The organism is Paraburkholderia jirisanensis (assembly GCF_054782355.1).
In genome coordinates, this window is record NZ_BAAGSQ010000009.1 from 121,627 (window position 1) to 144,497 (window position 22,871).

Below are 22,871 nucleotides of genomic sequence, written 5' to 3' on the forward strand. Positions count from 1 at the left end.
CGGTAAGGCCAGATATTCCCGCGGCAGTCAGGTCCATTTCAGTTGAAGCGCGTTAGCGCAGAGGGTCGGCCCGGTTCGATTGTAGCGTCGTGAGACGAACATCCGGTGGAGACTCTCACGACACCATGCATGCCCGGTCTTTGGCTCGCGACGCGCTCTATGCGTCGATCGTATTGCGTGTTAGTTCGGCCTCTTGATACTGACTTCGGCCCTTGTTGGCCAATCCCCACACAACCCCAATGAGATTAAATAACGAGATGGTCGAACTGGTACGATTTCCAGCTCTGACCTGACCTGTGCGCTCAGCGTTTGCGTCTGTAGAGTCTTAGCCCATTTCACGAACACGAGACATCCCCACGCCAATGATCGACGATCTCGCGACCGACGAGGCAGAAGAGCTACTTGCCAAGATCAAATTCGGCGATCCCGGCATCGGCTGGGATTGGGCACAAGAATTGGCCGGCGTAACCAACTGTGCTTTCGGCGTAACCGACGCAGATGGGCTAGGCATTCGCGGAGTAACAGCCGACTTGCTCGTCAAATATGGAGTGCGCCCACCGAGCGTTCATTTCCGGTTTACCATCTTCAAGCTGGAATACAAAACCAAGCGTCGCGCATATCAACTGGACATCCTCCAGAATGGTCGGAAGCGTCTAGACCCTCATCGAGCCCCGCACGAGCATATCGGCCGTCGGAAGCAGTCAGGAGACCCTTGCTGGTTGTCGTATACGTACGATGACGCCTTGAAGTTATTTTGCTCACGGACTAACCTGAGTCTCGCCTCCGAACTTTCGGACCCATACTCACTCACTCTCACATGAACGCCAACATTCCTTGCGAAGAAATCTGCGGAAAGCTCGGCTTCGGCTACGAGAGGCTTGATGCGGACGGCGGCGCCATCATGGCGCTGGACACGCCATTTGGATTTTCCGATGGCTCCCCTTTCGTCATATACATAGAGCACCTGACCGGAGGCACCGTTCGGTTTTTTGATTCGGGCGAGACCTTGTTTCATGCGATGGGAAGAGGCATCAGGTCATTCCATTCGCGGAAGTATCAGTCGATAAAGGCTCTGCTCAGCAAACATGGCGCGTCGATCGACGAGTCCGGCGATATCCAGGTGTTCCATCCAGAACACCAGATGGCAATTGGATTCGCGAGATACATCAGCGCACTCATCGCAGTTGCAGACTGGGAAGATGAGAATGCCGGTGTCGATCTCGCCGACAAGGAAACGAGGCTTGTGCATGAGGCCAGAATGTACCTTACCGCTCTCCACTCCGCGATGCCGGCGGAGAAAAGCAATTTCAAGGCACGGGGGCTATCCGGTAGGGAATACGGGTTCGATCTGGTACAAGGCGATGCTCAAATCGATGCCATTTCATCCCATGCGAACGCGGCGGCTTCGGAGTTGTACAAGCTGGTCGACCTTCGGGGCAAAGCGCTAACGGCCGACACGAAGATAATCGTGATCATTGATGACCGGTCCTCTATCAATCAGGCAGAACAGGAAATCGCCGTGCTTGGGCAGTATGCAGACACATGGGCGATGAGAAAACTCATACATGCTGCGACCGGCGGAACCCAGCATTGAAAGCGCGAAGCTCCTTCCGTCGTGTGTGCCGATACGCGCTATTGTCAATAGGGTCGGCCAGGGCGCTCCTTGCGGCGCTAATACAGAAGGCTCCGCACCGCGGAGCCTTCCGTTTTCCCCCTCACTTCTGCTCCGCAAAATTCACAAACGGAATCGCCGCCCCCGACCACTGCGCCGGCAGTCGCCCATCCCACTTCTTCACCGCCTCCAGCGCGACATACTCGTGCCCGCCCTGCTGCTGGATCGCCTGAGCCTGAATCGCAATCGCCTTGGCTTGCCCTTCCGCTTCGACAATCCTCTGCTGCGCCGTCACCCTCGCCGTCTCCAGCTGCTGCTCCGCGGTCAGCCGGTTCTGCCCCGCCACCACTTTCTGCCGCACCGCCTCGGCAAACTGCGGATCGAAATGAAAATTCTGGACGTTGATGTCCGAAACAATAATCCGGTACTTCGTCAGCTTCGCCTGCAGCTTCTGCACGATGTCCTGCGACACCTTCGCGCGCTGCGTCACCAGTTGTTCCGCGGTGTATTGCGACGTGACCGCCTTGAACGATTCATAGAGCGCCGGCACGATAAACTTCGCTTCGATATCCGCATCATCGCCGAAATTGTTGTACACATACGGCGCATGAAGCGGGTCGTATTCATAGTTCACCGTGATGTCCTCAAATACCTCTTGCAGATCGGCCGTGCCGCCCTCTGCTTTCGTCGCAGTCGCGCTTTGAAAACGCACGTTGAAATCGACCACACGCGCCAGTGGATTCAGCAAATGGATCCCTTCAGGCAGCGGTGTTTCCTGCACGTCGCCGAACACCTTCACTACGCCGCGATGCCCCGCCGGCACGACGTGCACCGATGCGAACCCGATCAACACCAGCAATACGACAATCGCCCCTATCACAAAGCCTTTTTTATTCAACGTCTTTGCGTCGGTTTGCAGCTTCATTTTTTAATTCCCCATTAATCCCGTTCATACGGGCGTTCTGACTATAACGCCGCCGTCGTTTGAATGGGGTGCCTGGGGATAGACATTGACAAGCATCGCTTTCGTGCTAAAGCGACGATTAAAGAATCGACGTAACGCGTACAAGTCACATGCATGACAAACAAATTCACGGATGCCGGATATAGTCGACCAGCGCACGCGTATACGCGTCCGGCTTGCGATCGAACAGGCTCACCACGATCGCGACTACAAACCCCGCCGGCACCCCGAACACGCCTGAACTGATCGGCTCGATACCGAACCAGCGCGCACCGGCAAAACCCGTCATCTGCGTGAAGTACGGATACGTCGACACGATGTAATACACGCACACCGTCAGCCCCGCGAGCATGCCGGCCACGGCGCCCAGCCGTGTCGTGCGTTTCCAGAACACGCCTAGCACCAGCACCGGAAACAGACTCGAAGCCGCCAGCGAAAACGCCGCGCCCACCAGAAACAGAATGTTCCCGGTGTTCAGCGACGCCACATACGAAGCAAACAGCGCCACGCCTAGCAGCAGGATCTTCGATATTGTCACGCGCCGCTGGCTCGACGCTTCGGGATCGACCATGTGGTAATAGACATCGTGCGACAGCGCATTCGCGATCGTCAGCAGCAAGCCGTCTGCGGTCGAAAGCGCGGCGGCCAGCGCACCCGCCGCGATCAACCCCGACATCACATACGGCAGCCCCGCTATCTCCGGCGCCGCCAGCACGACCATATCCGGCTGCATCTGGATCTCGCTCCAGCGCACCACGCCGTCGCCGTTCAGATCCGCGATGCTGATCAGGTAGGGCTCCACTCTGCGCCACTGCATCACCCATTGCGGTAGATCCGCAAAGCGGTGCCCAACCAGATTCGTCAAGATCTCGTACTTGATCAGCACCGCCAGCACCGGCACGGTCAGGTAAAACAGCGCAACGAAAAACAGCGTCCATCCGACCGAGCGACGTGCCGAAGAAACCGACGTCGTCGTGTTATAGCGCGTCAGGATATGCGGCAAGCTCGCGGTGCCCAGCGACAGGCACAACAGCAACGAAAGAAAATTTCGCTGATGCACGCGGCGCGCCTCGCTATCTTCCGCGGGAAACGGTTCGTGCATCGGCACCGGCGCCGCCGCGCTCGCCAGGATCTCGTCGCGGCGTTGCGTCCATACAATGCGCGCGGCCGCCGGGTCGCGCGGAAAACGCGCGAGCTTGCGCTCGAGGTCGTCGATCTCGCGTAGCGGCCCGTTGTGCCGGCGCAGGTCGGCCAGCTGTTGCGTCAGCTGCTGCTTGCCGTCGATGAACGAAGCCGGCAATGCATCGATCTGCGCCTGCATCTGCGCGGCATGCTGCCGGTATACGTCGCGCACCGCTTCTTCCTGCGGCGCGGTGCGCACTTCGCGTTCGAGCGCTTCGACGCGCTCCATCACGCGTCCGTAGCTGAATTGCGGCACCCAGCCGAAGCCCTGCTTGTGTGCGATCAGCGAAACCGGAATCAGAAACGCCGCAATCAGGATGATGTATTGCGCAACTTGCGTCCATGTCACCGCGCGCATGCCGCCGAGAAACGAGCACACCAGAATGCCGGCCAGCCCGCAGAAAATCCCGATCGCGAAATCGACGCCGATAAAGCGCGTCGCAATCAACCCGACGCCCTGGATCTGCGCGACCAGATAGACAAACGAACACAGGATCGCCGCAAGCGCAGCGATCCCGCGCACTGCGTTGCTCGAAAAGCGCGTGCCGAGGAAATCGGGAATCGTATAGCGCGCGAGCTTGCGCACGTACGGAGCGAGCAAAAATGCGACGAGGCAGTAGCCGCCGGTCCAACCCATCAGATAGGCCAGCCCGTCGTAACCGCTTGAGTACAGCGAACCCGCAAGGCCGATGAACGATGCCGCCGACAGCCAGTCGGCCGCGGTCGCCATGCCGTTGAACGCGGACGGCACGCGCCGCCCGGCCACGTAGTATTCGACCAGGTCCGAGGTGCGCGACAGCAGCCCGATCACCGCGTACACCGCAATCGGCACGAACAGGAACACATAGCCGACCCACATGCCGGGCCCGCTCACCATCTCGATGCGCCACATCAGATAGATAAAAGCGAGAAACCCCAGCGTATAGAGCGAATACGAGCGGATCAGCCGATGCGCGAGCTTCATCGGCTGGTCTTCCGCGCCGCGGCATCCGCTTCGAAGGCGCGCTGCAGCGCGCGGTCGGCGATCTGCATCGACACGATGTAGACGGCGATCAACCCGAGGTAAATCAGAATCGCGCCTTGCGCGCCCATGTAGAACGGCAGGCTAAAGCCGAAGAAGCGCACGTCCGATAGTCTGCGCGCGGCCAGCGGCACGATGAACGACACCGAGAAGCCGATCGTCATCAGCACGATGATCAGCGTCACGTTGAAGCGCCAGTAGCGCCGATGCGCGCGCGCCATCGCGTCCGAAACCGGCGGCGGCACGGGCGGCGGATTGATGGCGGGGGCTCGGGATGAAGGGGGCGGCGCGGTCATGCGCCTGTTTAACAAAAAGCCGTTGCGCAGGCAATCGGGATTGTCCGCGCAACGGCTTTAATACGGCTGTCTTTCTGCTGCTTCTATTGCTTGTGCTGTCGTTTCTGTTTAGCGCGGCTCGCCGAGCTGATCCAGAATCGCCGGATTCTCCAGCGTCGATACATCCTGCGTAATTTCTTCGCCCTTCGCTAGCGAACGCAGCAGGCGTCGCATGATCTTGCCCGAACGCGTCTTCGGCAGGTTGTCGCCGAAGCGGATGTCCTTCGGCTTCGCGATCGGGCCGATTTCCTTGCCGACCCAGTTGCGCAGTTCCGCCGCGATCTGTTTGGCCTCATCGCCTTCCGGACGCGAACGCTTGAGCACCACAAACGCGCACACCGCTTCGCCGGTCGTGTCGTCCGGCCGGCCGACCACCGCCGCCTCCGCGACCAGCGGATTCGCGACCAGCGCCGACTCGATCTCCATCGTGCCGAGCCGGTGGCCCGACACGTTCAGCACGTCGTCGATACGGCCCATGATCGTGAAGTAGCCGGTGTCCTTGTCGCGGATGCTGCCGTCGCCGGCGAGGTACAGCTTGCCGCCCAGCTCTTCAGGGAAATAGCTCTTCTTGAAGCGCTCGGGGTCGCCCCAGATCGTTCGGATCATCGCGGGCCACGGCCGCTTGATCACCAGAATGCCGCCTTGTCCGTCCGGTACGTCCTGGCCGGTTTCGTCGACCACCGCGGCCATGATGCCCGGCAGCGGCAGCGTGCACGAGCCCGGCACCAGCGGCGTCGCGCCCGGCAGCGGCGTGATCATGTGGCCGCCGGTTTCGGTCTGCCACCACGTGTCGACGATCGGGCAGCGCGAGCCGCCCACCTGCTCGTAGTACCACACCCACGCTTCCGGATTGATCGGCTCGCCGACCGTGCCGATCACGCGCAGCGTCGACAGGTCATAGCTCTTCGGATGCACCTTCGGGTCCGCGTCGGCAACCTTGATCAGCGAACGGATCGCGGTCGGCGCGGTGTAGAACAGCGTGACCTTGTGCTTCTGGATCATCTCCCAGAAGCGGCCGGCGTTCGGGTAGGTCGGCACGCCTTCGAACACCACCTGCGTCGCGCCCAGCGCGAGCGGACCATACGCGATGTAGCTGTGGCCGGTGATCCAGCCGATGTCGGCGGTACACCAGAACACGTCGGTGGGCTTCCAGTCGAAGGTCCACTTGAGGGTTTGCGCGGCCCACAGCAGGTAGCCGCCGGTACTGTGCTGCACGCCCTTCGGCTTGCCGGTCGAACCGGACGTGTACAGGATGAACAGCGGATGCTCGGCGCTGACCCATTCCGGCGCGCAGGTATCGGCTTCGGCTTGCGCCAGTTCATGCATCCACAGGTCGCGGCCTTGATCCCATGCGACCTTGCCGCCGGTGCGGCGATACACGATCACGCTCTTCACCGCGTCGCAGCCGCCCATCGCGAGCGCTTCGTCGGCAATGCTCTTGAGCGGCAGCGCCTTGCCGCCGCGCATCTGTTCGTCGGCGGTGATCAGCGCGACTGCGCCGACGTCGACTAACCGCTCGTTCAGCGACTTCGACGAGAAGCCGCCGAACACCACCGAATGCGTCGCGCCGATCCGCGCGCACGCCTGCATCGCGACGATGCCTTCGATCGACATCGGCATATAGATGACGACCCGGTCACCCTTCTTGATGCCGCGTTTTTTCAGCGCGTTCGCGAAGCGCGACACCCGCTGCAGCAGGTCCTGATACGTGACGTTGGTGACGGTGCCGTCGTCGGCTTCGAAGATCACCGCGACACGGCCGCCGTTGCCCGCCTCGACGTGCCGGTCGAGGCTGTTGTACGACGCGTTTAGCTCGCCGTCTTCGAACCACTTGTAGAGCGGCGCGTTCGATTCGTCGAGCACGTTGGTGAACGGCTTGTTCCAGCTCAGCGTCTCGCGTGCGAGGCGCGCCCAGAAGCCTTCGTAATCGCTTGCGGCTTCGGCGACGAGCGCCTTGTACGCCTCCATGCCTGACACCGTGGCCGCCTTCATCGTCTCGGCGGAAGGCGGAAATACCCGGCGTTCCTGAAGAACGGATTCAATCGCTGACATCGACTACCCCTTGGTGAAGATGAAACGTAAAACCTTTCGCCGGCATGCATGTTGATATGCCGTGTCGTTGTGACGCCGCGGCGGCGCCTGTCTCCAGCCCTCGTGCGCGGCTTCGGGCCTCGTTGCCCAGGCGCGCACTGCAATCGACGAAGACGTGCGGCGGCGCAACATCCACTGCGCGGGCACGCCCGTCTGCTTCATGCGTCACGATAAGCGCTGCAACTTACCGCGCACTTACGATACGCGCTTACCCTGGGCGTCGATCCTGCCGCGCACCGCAATCATTCAGCATTCGGGAGGCTCAAAGCGCCATTCGCGTAAACCCAACGTAAGCTGTTGCGACGAGGCGGTGTGGCTGCGTCGTCGCTCCGGTCCTTGCTCAGCTACCGCAATGCTAGCTGAATTGGCGCGATTGCTCCCACACTGCGCCACACAGCAAGCGGCATCCCGCCCGCTTGTGCCATGCCTGAGTGCAGATGAATGCCAGTGGTAAGCCGCGACGCTGCGCAGCCTGCCGGTCGCGGTACAATGTTGCGCCCGCAGCAAAGCGCATCCGCGTTGCGTGCAGCGAAGCCCCACGAAGCAGCGCAAGCACCTGAACCCATTGCGAACCGTCCGCATCCGCCGCCCTCTTCTGCGACCCTGAGCGCCTATGTCCGTTTCGAAACGCAATCCCAATCCAGCGAATCCGGCAGATAGCCAGCCGCGCCGCAGAATGCGCCCGCTGCCGGCCGTCATCTTCATGAGCCGCTGGCTGCAGGTGCCGCTGTACCTCGGCCTGATCGTCGCGCAAGCAGTCTATGTGGTGCTGTTCCTGAAGGAAGTCTGGCACCTCGTCACGTCCGCAATGACCTTGAACGAAACCAGCGTGATGCTGGTCGTGCTGAGCCTGATCGACGTGGTGATGATCTCGAATCTGCTGATCATGGTGATCGTCGGTGGGTATGAGACCTTCGTGTCGCGGCTCGGCGTCGAAGGTCACCCGGACGAGCCCGAATGGCTAGACCACGTGAATGCCGGCGTGCTGAAGGTCAAGCTGTCGATGGCGCTGATCAGCATCTCGTCGATCCATCTGCTGAAAACCTTCATCGATCCGGACCAGCGCAGCGAGCATGCGATCTTGTGGCAGGTGATCATCCATGTCGCTTTCCTCGTGTCGGCCGTGACGATGGCGCTGGTCGATCGCCTCACCACGCATACGCACCCCGAACATTTCCACGAACCTGAAGAACGGCGAGCCGAACGGCGCCCGGGTCCCGCTGCGCTGAACACCCCTGAGTGAAACGCGCAGCGCTCGCGTTTCACGTTTTACGTTGCACGCTTCACGATAAAAGAATTCCCGAAGTCCCCACTGAGCTAGCCATGACCGTCATCAAACAGGAAGACCTGATTCAAAGCATCGCCGATTCGCTGCAGCACATCAGCTACTACCATCCGCTCGATTACATTCAGGCGCTCGGCCGTGCCTATGAGCTCGAGCAGAGCCCGGCCGCAAAAGATGCGATCGCGCAGATCCTGACCAACAGCCGCATGTGCGCCGAAGGCCACCGGCCGATCTGCCAGGACACCGGCATCGTCACCGTGTTCGTCAAGATCGGCATGGACGTGCGTTGGGATGGCGCCACGATGGGCGTCACCGACATGATCAACGAAGGCGTGCGCCGCGGTTACATGCACCCGGACAACGTGCTGCGCGCGTCGATCGTGAGCCCGCCGGAAGGCGCGCGCAAGAATACGAAAGACAACACACCGGCCGTGATCCACTACGAGATCGTGCCGGGCGACAAGGTCGACGTGCAGGTCGCGGCGAAGGGCGGCGGCTCGGAGAACAAGTCGAAGTTCGCGATGCTGAACCCGTCCGATTCGATCGTCGACTGGGTGCTGAAGACCGTGCCGCTGATGGGCGCCGGCTGGTGCCCGCCGGGCATGCTCGGCATCGGCATCGGCGGCACCGCAGAGAAAGCGATGGTGATGGCTAAGGAATCGCTGATGGATTCGATCGACATCCAGGACGTCATCGCGCGCGGCCCGCGCGACTGGATCGAGGAACTGCGCGTCGAACTGCATGAGAAGGTCAATGCGCTCGGCATCGGTGCGCAAGGTCTCGGCGGCCTGGCCACGGTGCTCGACGTGAAGATCATGGCCGCGCCGACGCATGCCGCCAGCAAGCCGATCGCGATCATCCCGAACTGCGCGGCCACGCGCCATGCGCACTTCACGCTCGACGGCTCGGGGGTGGCGAAGCTCGAAGCGCCGTCGCTCGATGCATGGCCGAAGGTGCAGTGGACCGCGAACACCGAAACCAGCAAGCGCGTCGATCTGAACACGCTGACGCCTGCCGAAGTGGCCAGCTGGAAGCCGGGCCAGACGCTGTTGTTGAGCGGCAAGATGTTGACGGGCCGCGACGCCGCACACAAGCGCATCGCCGATATGCTCGCGAAGGGCGAGAAGCTGCCGGTCGACTTCACGAACCGTGTGATCTATTACGTCGGCCCGGTCGATCCGGTGCGCGACGAAGCGGTGGGTCCGGCAGGCCCGACCACGTCGACGCGGATGGATTCGTTCACCGATATGATGCTTGCGCAGACCGGCCTGATCTCGATGATCGGCAAGGCCGAACGCGGGCCGGTAGCGATCGAGGCGATCAAGAAACACAAGGCCGCGTATCTGATGGCCGTGGGTGGTGCCGCCTATCTCGTGTCGAAGGCGATCCGCAGCGCGAAGGTGCTCGCGTTCGAAGACCTCGGCATGGAAGCGATCTACGAGTTCGATGTCGCGGACATGCCGGTGACCGTAGCCGTCGATTCGAACGGTACCTCGGTGCACCAGACTGGACCGAAAGAATGGCAGGCGAAGATCGGCAAGATTCCGGTCGCAACCGCTTAAGCCCCGTTCGCTATCTGACGAAAACCGGGGCTGCGTGCCCCGGTTTTTTATTAGCCGCGCGAATGTGGTTTACGTCCGCATTTAACCGCGCGCAGTGATTAATTACGCGAACGATTCTCATCAACAGCATCCGTCCTTGGCATTTTCCGATCGGACGTTTATTGTTGTTGGAAATTTCAAATCTGCCGACCCCGGCCAAGAGGACTCCCCATGCAAGGCGACAAGAAAGTCATCGAATATCTGAACGCGCAGTTGAAAAACGAACTGACCGCGATCAACCAGTACTTCCTGCACGCACGGATGTACAAACATTGGGGCCTCGAAAAACTCGGCAAGCACGAGTACGACGAGTCGATCGGCGAAATGAAGCATGCCGACAAGCTCATCGAACGCATCTTCATGCTCGATGGCCTGCCCAATCTACAAGATCTGCATAAGCTGCTGATCGGCGAAGAAACCAAAGAGATCCTCGAATGCGATCTGAAGCTCGAACAGATCTCTCAAGGCACCTGCAAGGAAGCGATCGCCTATTGCGAAACGGTGCGTGATTTCGTGTCGCGCGAGATTTTCACGTCGATTCTCGAAGACACCGAAGAGCATATCGACTGGCTCGAAACCCAACTCGATCTGATCGATAAAGTCGGGATTCAGAACTATCAGCAATCGGGCATGGGCGAGATCGAGTCGTAACATACCGCGCGCGCCGCTATTCCGTTGCGGCCGCGTGTCCTGATACACTGCCCGCCGTTACTCCTGTAGTTACCTTCGTGCAATGTCATCGTTACCGACGTGACCGCCCTCCGCGCGACACGTCGGCAAGCGTTGCGCGAATCTCGATCCCCCAAGCGCTTTCGCTACGCCATGACCGCTTCGTCGTCTGACTCGTTCATCGTGCCCGCATCGCCGGCTACGGCGGGTGCGCCCGTCGGCATCTTCGATTCGGGCCTCGGCGGTCTGTCGGTATTGCGCGCGGTGCGTGCGGAATTGCCGAACGAAGCGCTGATGTATGTCGCCGATTCGCTTTACGCGCCCTATGGCGAACGCGACGACGACTTCATCGCCGACCGTACGCTTGCGATCGGCGCATGGCTCGCCGCGCAAGGGGCGAAGGCACTGGTAGTGGCGTGCAATACGGCTACCGCGCAATCGATCGCGCTGGCCCGCGAGCAGTTGCCGATTCCGGTGATCGGCGTCGAGCCCGGCATCAAGCCGGCAGCGCTGCAATCGAAAACGCATGTCGCCGGCGTGCTGGCCACTCAGGTTACGTTGCGTAGTGCGCGCTTTCTCGCGCTGCACGAGCGCTATGCGGCCGAGTGCCGGTTTATCTGCCAGCCGGGGCACGGGCTCGTGCAGGCGGTCGAGCGCTGCGATGTCGATTCCGCGGAAGTGCGCGCGCTGCTGCAAGGCTATCTGCAGCCAATGCTCGACGAAGGCGCGGATACGCTGGTGCTCGGCTGCACGCATTACCCGTTTCTTGACCAGACCATCCGCGAAATCGTCGGCGACCGTCTTGCGCTGATCGATACCAGTGTCGCGATTGCGCGCCAGTTGCAGCGGGTGTTGGCGCAGCAGGACATGCTGGCGCCGCCGCACAGCGAAGCAGCCGCGCCCCGGTTCTACTCGACCAACGACGGCGCGCATCTGCAGCAGCTTGCAAAAACCCTACTTAATGTCGATGCCCGCGTCGAACGGGCGCACATTCCTTCGCGCCGCACGATCGAACTCGAATCGATGCCGGCCGCTGCCGCCGAGCCGCAGGCCGCGTCCACTTCCTGACTGGGGCGGGAGCAAGAGCAGCGCGACATCGCTCGTTCGGGCGCCGCGCTGACTCGTAGAGAGGGCGCTCTCCGGACACAGCGCCCCGCCCGACCAGCGCCGACAGCGGCACGCCCGGCCCCATCATCAGGCTTTCCCCGCCCCGTTTACCCGCCTCACCGTCCCGTTGCCCCCACCCGCCGCCGCCCGCACGGGCGTGCGCTAGCCCACGCCCGGCGAGCGAAAACCCTGCCAAGGGACTGGTTTTGTTACAAAAATTCCTACGTGGCGCTTGCCAAACCGCGCCGACAAAATGATAATAATTCGCATTAACGAAAGCTATCGCGATCCATCATGATTGTCTGCGTCTGCAAGTCCGTGTCCGACCGGAAGATCCGCGCCTCGATTGCCGAAGGTATCGACACCTTCGACGAACTGCAATTCGAGCTCGGCGTGGCCATCTGCTGCGGCAAGTGCGAGGAGTCGGTGCGCGACGTGATGGCGCAAAGCGGAGTATGCGCAAGCCATTACGGCGTCGAGACGCACGCGCAATCTATGCCCGTGACATTTTACGAACGCAAAGCTGCGTAATACTCTTACGTACACGTACAGAACCACTGCTGGCGCGGCAGCTTCCGCGCCTCATTCGCCGTCAGCAAGCCACCCGTACCCAGCCAGCGACACGATTCCTCAAGGAGTAGAAGATGGAATTGCTGATCGGTTTCATAACCACGCTGTGCATTTCACTGCTGATATTCCGAACATGACGTTGATTTGCCCGACGCGCTGCCTCGACGGCGCGCTGCTCCGCTAACCATGCAGGCTCCATCTTCTGTTGCGACCGGTTTTCCGTCAGACGGTCCGCGGTTCAATCCACGGCTTACCACCGCAATCGTCGCGGTCGTCGCGGCGCACGTCGTGCTGTTTGCGATCGCGCTGTCGATGCACGACAAGACGCTGCCCAAGCCGGTCGAGCCGCGCACGATCACTGCCGAGCTGATCAGCCCGCCCGCGCCGGTCGCCGCGCCTGCCGCGATCGAATCGACGCCGACGCCGCCTCCTCCCAAGCCGGTACCGGTTCAGCACATCAAGCCCAAGGTCCAGCCGCGTCCGACGCCCAAACCGACGCCGACGCCGCTGCCCGAGGCCGCCGCGCCGTCGCAGCACGAGATTGCAGCGCCCGCGGCCGATCCTACGCCGCCCGCGCCGCCGGCTCCGGCTGCCCCCGCGGCACCGGCCGCGCCCGCCGCGAAGCCGACGCTGGCGCTGTCAGCGCCCAAGAACGTCTCGCATCTCGACTGCAAGATCGTCGAACCGGAGTACCCTGCACTTTCGCGCCGCCGCGGTGAAAGCGGGACCGCTTTCGTGCGTTTCGTGGTCGGCCTGACGGGCAAGATCGAGAATGTCGAACTGAAGAAGAGCAGCGGTTCCGACCGGCTCGACGAAGCCGCGATGGACGCGCTGCGCTCGAGCACCTGCAAGCCGTATCTGGAAAACGGCGAACCGATTCGCGCAACCTATACCCAGCCGTTCGAGTTCGGTCTGAAAGACTGATCGAACCTGAACCGCTGACGCAGTTTTCGAAAACAAGGAATCGCAATGCAAAACTACGGTATGGCCCACGTATGGGTACAAGGGGATTTCGTGACGCGCGGGATCGCGCTCGCGCTCCTGATCATGTCGGTGCTGTCGTGGACGGTGATCGTCGTCAAGAGTTTGAACGTGATGCGCCTGAGCCGTCTGACCAAGAACGCCGAGCGCGCGTTCTGGCACTCGGACGACTTCGCCGACGGCATGAAGAAGCTCGGCAGCGGCAAGTCGTCGCCGCACGACAACCCTTACCTCGCGCTTGCGCTGTCGGGCCAGGAAGCGGCCGATCATCATCATCAGACGCAGCCGCATCTGCATGACCGTATGGACGTGTCCGACTGGGTCACGCGCTGCCTGAAAGACACGATGGACGATTGCGTCGCGCGCATGCAAAGCGGTCTCGCGATTCTCGCGTCGATCGGCAGTACTGCGCCGTTCGTCGGCCTGTTCGGCACCGTGTGGGGTATCTATCACGCATTGCTGTCGATCGGCGCTGCCGGTCAGTCGTCGATCGACCAGGTCGCCGGCCCGGTTGGCGAGGCGCTGATCATGACCGCCTTCGGTTTGTTCGTCGCGATCCCCGCCGTGCTCGGCTACAACGCGCTGACGCGCGCCAACAAGGGCATCGTCACCAAGCTGAACCGCTTTGCACACGGGCTCCATGCGTTCTTCGTGACGGGCGCACGCCTGTCGTCGTCGAAACGCGGAGACGGTCTTCGGCTCGCCACCGCGCGACGCCCCGCAGCCGCCCACGCAAACGCAAACTGAGTAACGAGGCTTTCAGATGGCAATGAGCCCTTTCGCCGCCGATGACGACGACGGCCTGATGAACGAAATCAACATGACGCCGCTCGTCGACGTCATGCTGGTTCTGCTGATCGTCTTCATGGTGACCATTCCGGTGATTCGCCACGCCGTGAAGATCGATCTGCCGCACGCGAGCAGCCAGAAGGAAGACACGAAGCCGTCGCAGGTCACCGTTTCGATCGATGCGGCCGGCAACGTGATGTGGGAAGACAAGAAGATTTCCGACGACGAACTGCAAGCCAAAATCGCCGCGGCCGCGCAGCAGAATCCGCAGCCGGAACTGCACCTGAGTGCGGACCGCAAGGTGGCCTACGAACGCGTGGCGGATGTGATGTCCGCTGCGCAGGCCGGCGGTCTGACGAAGATCGGCTTCGTCACCCAGCCGAAGCATTGATTTGAGCGAATGACCGCGGCCAGGTGTCGCGGTCGCGATTTCGCACGGAAACGCCAGCGCAAAAAGTAAAAGGCCTTCATCGTCAGATGAAGGCCTTTTTCATTGCGCACTCGGCGCCTTCGGGCGGCGGGACTATTTTCCACTCGACGAGTAGCTTCCGTCACCGCATGCGACAGCCGTGATCGACACGGACAGCGCGGTCAGCCCTATCAGGCTCACTATGATAGCGGCCATGAGTTTTCGCATCGGACGCCTCCTTAGCGAAGGGATTTCAATATAAGCCCAGCGGCGCAGGTGTTCAAGCAAACCGCCATTGAAAGTACTCATCGCTGCTCGCGCTTAAATGCCTAAACGCAAACGCGGGTTAATGCGGATGAAGCTGGGTCTGCACGTGCCAGCTTGCCAACGTCGGCGGTTCACAGCATTTCGGCACGCGCCTGCTCCGCGAGCGCGTGGTCTGCTTCGAATGAATCGCGGGTCGGGCATTCGCGCGTAACGTGCGTGCCGGTATCCGGATCGAGCATCTCGACCAGATAGTCGACGAACGCACGCACCGCCGGCACCATCCCCAGACGCGACAGGAACACCGCATACAGTTGCGGCGACGGCAAGGTCCAGCCGGGCATCACCGGCGACAGCTGCCCTGAGCGCAGCGCCGCACCGTACAGCATTTCCGGTAGCGCGGCGATGCCGAGCCCGGCCATCGCGGCTTCGCGGATCGTCGAGAGATCTCCGGAGACGAGCCGCGGTTCGTGCTCGAGCGCGTGCCGCGTGCCGTCCGGCGCGATCAGGTGGAACACGTGACGGCCGTCGCCGGTCGGGGTGTCGAGCGTTTCATAGCGGTCGAGATCGGCGGGTTGCAGCGGCGGCGCGTATTGGCTCAACAGGCTCGGCGCGCCGACCAGCATCTGCTCGGTGCGCCATAGCGGCCGCACGACGATATTCGCGCTCTCGGGCGGCTCCGAGCGCACGCGCAAAGCGACGTCGATCGAATCCTCATAAAGATCGACCACACGATTGGTCACGCGCATCGACACGCGCACTTCCGGGTAGCGATGCATGAATTCCGGCAGGATCTGCGACAGGATCGTCTGCGACACGGTGACCGGCACGCTGACGCGCACCGTACCGCGCGGCGACGCACGCAATTGCTGAACCACGTTCACCGCCGCCTGCGCCTCCGACAGCATCGCCTGACAGTGCTGGTAGAACAGGTGACCGGCTTCGGTCAGCGCGAGCTTGCGCGTCGAGCGCTGCAGCAGGCGCACGCCGAGCGACGCCTCCAGTTCGGTTAGCCGCCGCGACAGCCGCGACTTCGAAATGCCGAGCACGCGCTCGGCGGCGGAAAATCCGCCGTGTTCGACAACCTGTGAAAAATACATCAGGTCGTTCAGATTGTGCGAATCGATCTTCATGTCATCGTTTCACCAGTAGAACAATCCATTGCGCGACGCCTGCTGGCATGCGCAAAAACGGTCCATATAATAGCCCCACGTTTCAAAAATGATGCTATTCCCCATTTCCCGAGGTGACATTGATGGATTCGACCCGCACGATCGAACGGACCTACCCGTCCGTTCGCACCACCGAAGGCGGCGGCTTTATTGTCCACCGTCCGTTTCCAACCCGCATGTTGATGGACTTCGACCCGTTCCTGCTGCTCGATGAAATGGGTCCGGTCGACTATGCACCCGGCGAGGCGAAAGGCGCGCCGGACCATCCGCACCGCGGCTTCGAAACCGTGACCTATGTACTCGAAGGCCAGTTCGGCCACAAGGATTCGGCCGGTCATTCGGGTACGCTGCGCGCCGGCGACGTGCAGTGGATGACCGCCGGCGCGGGCGTCGTGCATAGCGAGCTGCCCGATCCGTCGTTCGTGGAGAGCGGCGGCCGCGTGCACGGGCTGCAGTTGTGGGTCAACCTGCCGCGTCGCGACAAGATGATCGGGCCGCGCTACCAGGAACTGCCGTCGGCCAACATTCCGGTAGCGACGTCGGCGGATGGCAAGGTGCGCGTCAAGGTGATCGCCGGCGAAGCGCTCGGCGTATCGGCGGCCATCGAGACGCGCACGCCGATCCTGTATCAGCACTTCACGCTGCAGCCGGGCGCGCGGATCGAGCACCCGGTGCCGCGCGACTATCGCGTGTTCGCTTACGGATTGTCAGGCGTCGGTTTGTACGGCGCGCATCCGCATGCGATCGCCGCCCGGCAGATGGTGGTCTTCGCGAACGACGGCGATAGCGTGACGCTCGCCGCCGGCGACGAGCCGCTCGACGTGTTGCTGTTCGGCGGTGTGCCGCTGAACGAACCGGTGGTGCGTTACGGTCCGTTCGTGATGAACACCGAGGACGAAATCCGTCAGGCCGTGATCGACTACCAGGCGGGCCGGATGGGCCAGATTACCCACTGAACGGTCGCTACGCCGCGCGGCGCTCTCTCGCGCAAATTCGTTCACAATAGCGGTTCGCCCGCGCGGCTAGCTGGCCGCGCGGTGAACCCGTCCGCTTCAGGAGCGTATATGGCAGAGTCCAAGGTCACCGCACACATCGGCTCAACGAATTTCAAGGTTCTGTTCGACGACGGCGCGCATACGTGGCTCGCCGACGAACCCGAATCGCTCGGTGGTGGTGATCGCGGTCCGACGCCGATCGGGCTGCTGCTGTCCAGCCTCGGTGCGTGCACGTCGATTACGCTGAAGATGTATGCGCAGCGCAAAGGCTGGCCGCTCGAAGACGTGCGCGTGACGCTGTCGATGGAAACCAGCGACGAAGGTTCGGTTATCGATCGCCAGATTGCGCTCGAAGGCAATCTGTCCGACGAGCAGCGGGAACGGCTGTTGCAAATCGCCAATGCGTGCCCGGTTCACAAGATCCTGTCGCGGCCGATTGCGATTCGCTCGGGGCTGGTGGTTGCCTGAGCGCGCTGCCAGTCGGACACAACCGGGCACAATCGGGCGCACATCGAATTGTCGAGCGCGTTAATGCGCTTTCACAGGAAGCTGTCGTTTTGAATTTCGAACACCTGATCCAGATCAACGATCCGTCCAACCCGCTCGTGCCAAGCATGACGCGCGACCAGCTGTGGGAAGGGCTCGTGCTGCGCGCCGAGCAGCCGCAGCTGTTCGTGCTCGGCCTCGACAGCTGCACGATCCTGTCGCGTACCGACAGCACGCTCGAACGCGAGCTGCACTTCGGTAACGCGACGGTGCGCGACCGCGTCACCATGCAGTCGAAGCAAAGCGTGCGTTACGACATCATGGCGACCGCGGCGTACGTAGGCGGCTCGCTGACGATGACGATCGAGCAGCCGGACGCGCTTCAGCTATTCCTGCGCTTCGAATATCAGACCACGCTGCCCACCGCCGATGCCACCGCACCAGATAGCGACGTACGGCAGACCCAGGAGATCGTCAAGTCGGCGTATCGCGAGTCGGATATCGACACGGTGCGGCTGATTCGCCAATACGTGCTCGGCGCGAACCCTTCCGACCAGCCGTTGCACTGAATCCTGCGGCGCTGCCGGCAATGCGCGGCGCCGCCTTCCTTCGCGCCTACTGAAGACATCTTTTCGCGGCTATCGGAATGTCATTCCGATGAATTTCAATTCCTTGTGAATAGGAATAGTTATCATTTAGAATTCTTCCATCGACTCGACAAACCGATGGAACGAATGACTAATCTGACTCGCCCTTCCACGCTCAGCCTGCGCCGCCCCGCGACCCAGGCGCTGACGACGAGCCGTTCCAGCAGTTCCAGCAAACCGCCGCGCGCGTCTTCCACTGCCCCCGTCGCCGAACGCGACAGCGCAGTGGACGGATCGGAAGCATCAGGCGAGCGGATGATTCGAAGCGACACGTTGCTGCAAGGACGCACGCATATCAGCATCATGCACAACGGGGAAACCTACCAGTTGCGCGCGACGCGTCTGGGCAAGCTGATTCTGACCAAGTAGTAGAACCGGGTATTGTGGGGACCACCTCTCCGAGAGGTGTTGGGCTTTAGCCAGCCACGACGGCTTGCACGTTAGATCTAGACCCCTTCGTGCAGACACCAAGCCAGCCGTCGAAGCAAGCCATGCCGTTTTTTTGGTTCCCGCCGCCGCGTGCTCATGTAAAGATCGGAGCCGGGCATTGTGATTGTCAAACGAGGCCGTGTGAATGACGACATTCACACGGCTTTCGTTTTTGTGCTGCTTGCACGCGCGGTATCGTTGTACGCGCTGACGCTACTCGCTGCCTGCAACGCAACGATTACTGCGCGCCCGCTTCGCTCAACGCCGCGATACCCGCGCGGGCAATCGCCGCGTCCTGCTCCGACTTCACGCCCGACACGCCGATCGAGCCGACCACTTCGCCGTTGACGACGATCGGCACGCCGCCTTCCACCATCGCCACCAGCGGCGCGCTGAGGAACGCGGTACGCCCTTGTTTGATGATGTCTTCGTAGATCTTGGTCTCGCGCCGTCCGAGCAACGCGGTGCGGCCCTTGCCGATCGCCATCTCGACAGTGCTCGCCGCAACACCTTCCATCCGGTGCAGATTCAGCAGATGACCACCGTCATCGAAGATCGCGACGGTCACATGCCACTGGTTGGCGGCCGCATGCGCTTCGGCGGCAGCGGCCATTTTCTTCACGTCTTCGTCGGTCAGGACAAGTTTGGTTCTCACAGGCAGCCTCTTTTCAGTTACTCGACACGCCGTTAGCGCGCCCAGCCCCAGAACATCAGCCACCACGCGCTATCGACCACCGCTAACGCGGCCATGAACCATACCACCGCGAGCCCACGCTGGAAAAGCCGCGTGCTGTAGCGGCGCGTCACGAGCCACGCGAGCCACGCACTCCACACATTCGCGATCACGAGGATCGCGATGCGCACATCCGAGGCCCAGTAGAGCGGCACATGTTCGGCGCGCAGCAGCGACAGCGTGGTCGCCGACAGCCCGAGGAACACGCCGGTGCCGGCAATCGGAATCAGCGCCTGCGCGAGATGGTGCAGCCGCGTGATGCTGAAGCGGCCGAGCACGCGCGTCGCGCCGGCCATCAGCGCAAGCAGCACCGTACCGTACACGAGCCCCGTGACCAGAATGTAGGCGATCACCATCGTGCCGTCGAGCCACGAGAACACGTCGTTCTGTTCCGGATAATGCGTGAACAGGAACCACGGCACGTTATCGGTCTCGAGCGGCCAGGTGATGTCGCGATCGATCAGCCATGTCGCCAGGAACTGCTTGATGCCGATGAACCACGGCGAAGCGGTCCAGTGGAACGCGCCGATCGCGATGCCGAGCAGACCGTACAGGATCAATGCGGTATCCCAGCCGCTCGCCTGCTTGTCGCCGAGTTCGACGACTTCCGACGAGGGCTTCCGCCACGTCAGCGCGATCGCATCGCGATGGCCGCTGCAGCGGCCGCACATATGGCAGGCCGCGGCGCCCTTCATATTGCGCAGCGGCAATAGCGGCGCGCAGTTGATCGGAATCACGCGATGACCGTGTTCGCCCTCTTTGTACGAGCGGCGCCACGCATCTTCGTCGACCTTGTAATGGAACGGCGCGAGGCGCGCCAGCAGCGCAAAAACCCCGTTGACGGGGCACAGGTACTTGCACCAGACGCGTTTCTCGCGCCCATACAGCACGCCGATCACCATCGCCGCGAAGGTCGACCCGCCGAGCACCAGCAGCACCGCCTTCGGATACTGGTAGACGCTGACCATCTGGCCGTAGATGGTGGTGATGCCAAACGCGACGAATGGCCAGCCGCCCCAGCGCATCCAGCGCGGTATCGCCCAGCCGCGGCCATACTTGCTGGCGAATTCCGCGAGCGCGCCTTCCGGACACAGCACGCCGCACCAGACTCGCCCGAGCATCACCATCGACAGCAGCACGAACGGCCACCAGATGCCCCAGAACACGAACTGCGCGGCGAGCGTCAAGTTGTTCCACAGATGCGCGGTGTCGCCAGGCAGCTGCGTGAACGCCGGCACCAGAATCAGAAACGCGTAAATCGCGACCACCACCCACTGAATGCCGCGGATCGCAGCGCCGTGGCGCTGCATCCATTGGCCGACCTCAGCCAGCCTGCCGGGTCGGCTTACTGCGGTATTCATGCGGCACGCCCCGCCGTCTGCGGCGCCGGGCGCCGGTTGACACGACGCATCAGCAGCAACACGACGGCCCAGTACACCGCATAAGCGATCAGGTTCATCAGCGCCGGATGCGCGCGATAGCCGGTCAGCGTGGCGACCAGCGAACCGACCGGGCTCGAATCATCGAGCAGCCACGATGAGTTCCACACCTGATCGACGATCGTCGGCAGCACTTCCTTGTCGATCAGCTTGTCGACGCCGGCTTCGAACAGGCCCGCGCCGAGAAACAGCAGCATGATTTCCGTGACGCGGAAAAACAGCCGCCATGAAAAAACCTTGCCGCCCAGTTGCAGCAGATAGAACGTCAGGAACGCGAGCCCGAGGCCGATCAGCGCGGCCGCAATCTGGCTCACCGCGACATGCCCCGACTGCCCGAAGCCGACGCCGTACAGAAAGATGACGGTCTCGCTGCCTTCGCGCGCGATCGCCAGTGCGACGAGCACCGTGATGCTCCACCAGTTCGCGTCCTGCGTGCTTTTTTGCAGCGACTGTTCCATGTCTTTTTTCAGCGTGCGTGCGTGCTGTTTCATCCACAGCACCATCTGCACGATCAGTACGCAGGCAATCAGGACGATGGCGGTCTGGAAGTAGTCTTGCGCGTCGCCGGACAACACCTCGGTGAAGCCGACCAGCGCCGCACCCAGCGCGATGGCCGCGAGAATGCCCAACCCGACGCCGGCCCACAGATACGGCAAACCGCGCCGCGCGTTGTCGTCGCCGTTTTTCAGCCATGCATACAGGATGCCGACCACCAGCAGCGCCTCGACGCTCTCCCGCCACACCACGAACATCACCTGACCCATCGATACCTCCGACTGCTTCCAGCGGACGCCACGCGCCCTGGATTTTCACGCGACCCGCAGATCGCCCCCGTGCGCGCCGCACGCGCGCACGTTACTTCGCGACGATCACACCCTGTGCCTGCTGATGAAAATCGTCGAAAAACTTGTACTCGCCCGGCGACAGCGGCGCGATCACGACGAACGACTCGGCGCCCGGCGCCAGCACTTTCTCCTTGCGCAACTCGACGCTCTCGAATTCGGCCGCGCCTTTGCCGACGTTGCGCACCTCGATCTTGATGCGCTGGCCGGCCGGCACTTCGATACGGGCCGGATTGAGCTTGCCGTCGTTCATTTCCAGCTTGAACGTCGGCAGATCCGCGGCTTGAGCGACGTCGATACAGGCCACGCTCACCGCCAATCCGGCCGCTATCGCCACACGCGCGATCTTGCTGTTCAATTTCATGCACCTTCCTCACGTCGCAACTTCGCAGACTTCGATGTCCACCGCGCGCCACCCGCTGCCGCTTGTCCGCAGCCGGTCTCCGCAGCGTGCCGCAAGTGGCCGACCGGTAGTCTACCGGCAGCCGACGAGCTTCGATCAGTAACCGCCCTTCTTGCCGATGCCCGCGAACGTGAAATCGTAGTCGAGCGTGATCGGCTTGAACCACGGACCCACGCCGGTTTCCTTGTCGACGTGGCGGCCGAACGCCATATGGCCCATCTGCATCGGCGGCTCGACGATCAGCTTCAGGTGGTACTTGCCCGGGCCCGACAGCTTGACGTTGTCGCCGTAGTGCGGACCGTCGTTCGCGACCATCGCCATCAGATCGCCCTTTTGCGACCAGCTCGAGCCGTTTTTCGTCAACTCGTAATGCACCTGCAGGTACGGCATCCAGTCGCCCTCGGCGAAGCCGGTCGGGTTGTTCTTGACTGCGTGGATGTCGGACTCGAGATGGATATCCGAATCCGATGCCTTGCGCATCATGCCTTCGGGGTCCATCGTGATCGGTTGCAGATACACGGCGCCGATTTCCATGCCGCCTTGAATCTGCTGCTTGCCGATCGGGTACTCCGCGGCCGATGCCGACAGCGCAAACGCTGCCGCGACGGCAACCGCACCGCCACGCAAAACTGACGAAACTCGCATCGAAACTCCTTTGTTTTTTTAAGAGAGACAACCGCGACCACGGGCTGAAACGACCGCTGCACGGCTTTCAGGATGATTGCGAAACGTGTACAGAACGGTAATGCGAACCATTCTCATAAACTTGTTCGGAGTTTAACACTCTTCCCCGTCCAGAACAAATCCTGGACACGGGCGAAACCCTGCTACGACAGGGGTTTACG

General features: G+C 61.9%; 24 protein-coding genes. 14 read left to right on the plus strand and 10 right to left on the minus strand.

Annotated elements, in window-relative coordinates; genetic code table 11:
• Positions 1 to 362 precede the first annotated feature (362 nt).
• On the plus strand, positions 363 to 821 hold the full coding sequence (locus ACYVNQ_RS06465; protein ID WP_460901577.1) for a hypothetical protein: 459 nt from the start codon (positions 363 to 365) through the stop codon (positions 819 to 821).
• Positions 818 to 1,594: a DUF1828 domain-containing protein gene (locus ACYVNQ_RS06470; protein WP_460901579.1), complete on the plus strand. Its 777-nt coding sequence runs from the start codon at positions 818 to 820 to the stop codon at positions 1,592 to 1,594. Before ACYVNQ_RS06465 ends, ACYVNQ_RS06470 begins: the two co-directional genes overlap by 4 nt.
• A 121-nt stretch (positions 1,595 to 1,715) precedes the next feature.
• Here ACYVNQ_RS06470 and ACYVNQ_RS06475 read toward each other — a convergent pair whose 3' ends face one another.
• The 4 genes from ACYVNQ_RS06475 to acs form a co-directional block, all read right to left on the minus strand.
• Positions 1,716 to 2,537, minus strand: a complete 822-nt coding sequence (locus ACYVNQ_RS06475) for a prohibitin family protein (RefSeq protein WP_460901581.1) — start codon at positions 2,535 to 2,537, stop codon at positions 1,716 to 1,718.
• A gap of 166 nt (positions 2,538 to 2,703) precedes the next feature.
• On the minus strand, positions 2,704 to 4,722 hold the full coding sequence (locus ACYVNQ_RS06480) for a VC_2705 family sodium/solute symporter (RefSeq protein WP_460901583.1): 2,019 nt from the start codon (positions 4,720 to 4,722) through the stop codon (positions 2,704 to 2,706).
• The gene (locus ACYVNQ_RS06485; protein ID WP_460901585.1) at positions 4,719 to 5,075 is read right to left on the minus strand and encodes a DUF4212 domain-containing protein; all 357 of its coding nucleotides are present in this window, start codon (positions 5,073 to 5,075) and stop codon (positions 4,719 to 4,721) included. Before ACYVNQ_RS06485 ends, ACYVNQ_RS06480 begins: the two co-directional genes overlap by 4 nt.
• A 108-nt stretch (positions 5,076 to 5,183) precedes the next feature.
• The gene (gene acs, locus ACYVNQ_RS06490; protein WP_460901587.1) at positions 5,184 to 7,166 is read right to left on the minus strand and encodes an acetate--CoA ligase; all 1,983 of its coding nucleotides are present in this window, start codon (positions 7,164 to 7,166) and stop codon (positions 5,184 to 5,186) included.
• 652 nt (positions 7,167 to 7,818) lie between these two features.
• On the opposite strand from acs, the gene ACYVNQ_RS06495 reads away from it, so the two are divergent.
• The 8 genes from ACYVNQ_RS06495 to ACYVNQ_RS06530 all read left to right on the plus strand — a co-directional run bounded on the left by ACYVNQ_RS06495 (position 7,819) and on the right by ACYVNQ_RS06530 (position 14,598).
• Positions 7,819 to 8,448: a TIGR00645 family protein gene (locus ACYVNQ_RS06495; RefSeq protein WP_460901589.1), complete on the plus strand. Its 630-nt coding sequence runs from the start codon at positions 7,819 to 7,821 to the stop codon at positions 8,446 to 8,448.
• 80 nt (positions 8,449 to 8,528) lie between these two features.
• Positions 8,529 to 10,052, plus strand: coding sequence for a fumarate hydratase (locus ACYVNQ_RS06500; RefSeq protein ID WP_460901591.1), 1,524 nt, complete (start codon positions 8,529 to 8,531; stop codon positions 10,050 to 10,052).
• Between the two features lie 210 nt (positions 10,053 to 10,262).
• Positions 10,263 to 10,742 (plus strand): bacterioferritin, encoded by a 480-nt coding sequence (gene bfr / locus ACYVNQ_RS06505; RefSeq protein ID WP_460901593.1) that lies wholly within the window; start codon positions 10,263 to 10,265, stop codon positions 10,740 to 10,742.
• A gap of 171 nt (positions 10,743 to 10,913) precedes the next feature.
• Positions 10,914 to 11,828 (plus strand): glutamate racemase, encoded by a 915-nt coding sequence (gene murI, locus ACYVNQ_RS06510; RefSeq protein WP_460901595.1) that lies wholly within the window; start codon positions 10,914 to 10,916, stop codon positions 11,826 to 11,828.
• A gap of 333 nt (positions 11,829 to 12,161) precedes the next feature.
• Positions 12,162 to 12,398 carry a (2Fe-2S)-binding protein gene (locus tag ACYVNQ_RS06515; protein WP_460901597.1) on the plus strand — a complete coding sequence of 79 codons (237 nt, stop codon included), beginning with the start codon at positions 12,162 to 12,164 and terminating at the stop codon, positions 12,396 to 12,398.
• A 225-nt stretch (positions 12,399 to 12,623) separates the two neighbouring features.
• Complete coding sequence (locus tag ACYVNQ_RS06520) at positions 12,624 to 13,361, plus strand: energy transducer TonB (protein ID WP_460901599.1); 738 nt, start codon at positions 12,624 to 12,626, stop codon at positions 13,359 to 13,361.
• A 45-nt stretch (positions 13,362 to 13,406) separates the two neighbouring features.
• Entirely contained in the window at positions 13,407 to 14,165 is a 759-nt protein-coding gene (locus ACYVNQ_RS06525; protein ID WP_460901601.1) for a MotA/TolQ/ExbB proton channel family protein, read from the plus strand.
• Between the two features lie 16 nt (positions 14,166 to 14,181).
• Positions 14,182 to 14,598 carry an ExbD/TolR family protein gene (locus ACYVNQ_RS06530; protein WP_460901603.1) on the plus strand — a complete coding sequence of 139 codons (417 nt, stop codon included), beginning with the start codon at positions 14,182 to 14,184 and terminating at the stop codon, positions 14,596 to 14,598.
• A gap of 416 nt (positions 14,599 to 15,014) precedes the next feature.
• Here ACYVNQ_RS06530 and ACYVNQ_RS06535 read toward each other — a convergent pair whose 3' ends face one another.
• Positions 15,015 to 16,013 (minus strand): LysR family transcriptional regulator, encoded by a 999-nt coding sequence (locus ACYVNQ_RS06535; protein WP_460901605.1) that lies wholly within the window; start codon positions 16,011 to 16,013, stop codon positions 15,015 to 15,017.
• A gap of 122 nt (positions 16,014 to 16,135) precedes the next feature.
• Here ACYVNQ_RS06535 and ACYVNQ_RS06540 point away from each other — a divergent pair, with 122 nt between their 5' ends.
• The 4 genes from ACYVNQ_RS06540 to hemP all read left to right on the plus strand — a co-directional run bounded on the left by ACYVNQ_RS06540 (position 16,136) and on the right by hemP (position 18,549).
• Positions 16,136 to 17,008, plus strand: coding sequence for a pirin family protein (locus ACYVNQ_RS06540; protein WP_460901608.1), 873 nt, complete (start codon positions 16,136 to 16,138; stop codon positions 17,006 to 17,008).
• Between the two features lie 108 nt (positions 17,009 to 17,116).
• Complete coding sequence (locus tag ACYVNQ_RS06545; RefSeq protein WP_460901610.1) at positions 17,117 to 17,515, plus strand: OsmC family protein; 399 nt, start codon at positions 17,117 to 17,119, stop codon at positions 17,513 to 17,515.
• A gap of 89 nt (positions 17,516 to 17,604) precedes the next feature.
• Positions 17,605 to 18,102, plus strand: coding sequence for an SRPBCC family protein (locus ACYVNQ_RS06550; RefSeq protein ID WP_460901612.1), 498 nt, complete (start codon positions 17,605 to 17,607; stop codon positions 18,100 to 18,102).
• A 165-nt stretch (positions 18,103 to 18,267) separates the two neighbouring features.
• Entirely contained in the window at positions 18,268 to 18,549 is a 282-nt protein-coding gene (gene hemP / locus ACYVNQ_RS06555) for a hemin uptake protein HemP (RefSeq protein ID WP_460901614.1), read from the plus strand.
• A 298-nt stretch (positions 18,550 to 18,847) separates the two neighbouring features.
• Here hemP and ACYVNQ_RS06560 read toward each other — a convergent pair whose 3' ends face one another.
• The 5 genes from ACYVNQ_RS06560 to ACYVNQ_RS06580 form a co-directional block, all read right to left on the minus strand.
• Positions 18,848 to 19,264 carry a GlcG/HbpS family heme-binding protein gene (locus tag ACYVNQ_RS06560; RefSeq protein ID WP_460901616.1) on the minus strand — a complete coding sequence of 139 codons (417 nt, stop codon included), beginning with the start codon at positions 19,262 to 19,264 and terminating at the stop codon, positions 18,848 to 18,850.
• A gap of 32 nt (positions 19,265 to 19,296) precedes the next feature.
• Entirely contained in the window at positions 19,297 to 20,703 is a 1,407-nt protein-coding gene (locus ACYVNQ_RS06565) for a 4Fe-4S binding protein (protein WP_460901618.1), read from the minus strand.
• Positions 20,700 to 21,545: an FTR1 family iron permease gene (locus ACYVNQ_RS06570; protein WP_460901620.1), complete on the minus strand. Its 846-nt coding sequence runs from the start codon at positions 21,543 to 21,545 to the stop codon at positions 20,700 to 20,702. The genes ACYVNQ_RS06565 and ACYVNQ_RS06570 overlap by 4 nt, the downstream gene beginning before the upstream one ends.
• A 91-nt stretch (positions 21,546 to 21,636) precedes the next feature.
• Positions 21,637 to 21,987, minus strand: coding sequence for a cupredoxin domain-containing protein (locus ACYVNQ_RS06575; protein WP_460901622.1), 351 nt, complete (start codon positions 21,985 to 21,987; stop codon positions 21,637 to 21,639).
• Positions 21,988 to 22,122: 135 nt separating this feature from the next.
• Positions 22,123 to 22,671: an iron transporter gene (locus ACYVNQ_RS06580; RefSeq protein WP_460901624.1), complete on the minus strand. Its 549-nt coding sequence runs from the start codon at positions 22,669 to 22,671 to the stop codon at positions 22,123 to 22,125.
• Positions 22,672 to 22,871: the final 200 nt, after the last annotated feature.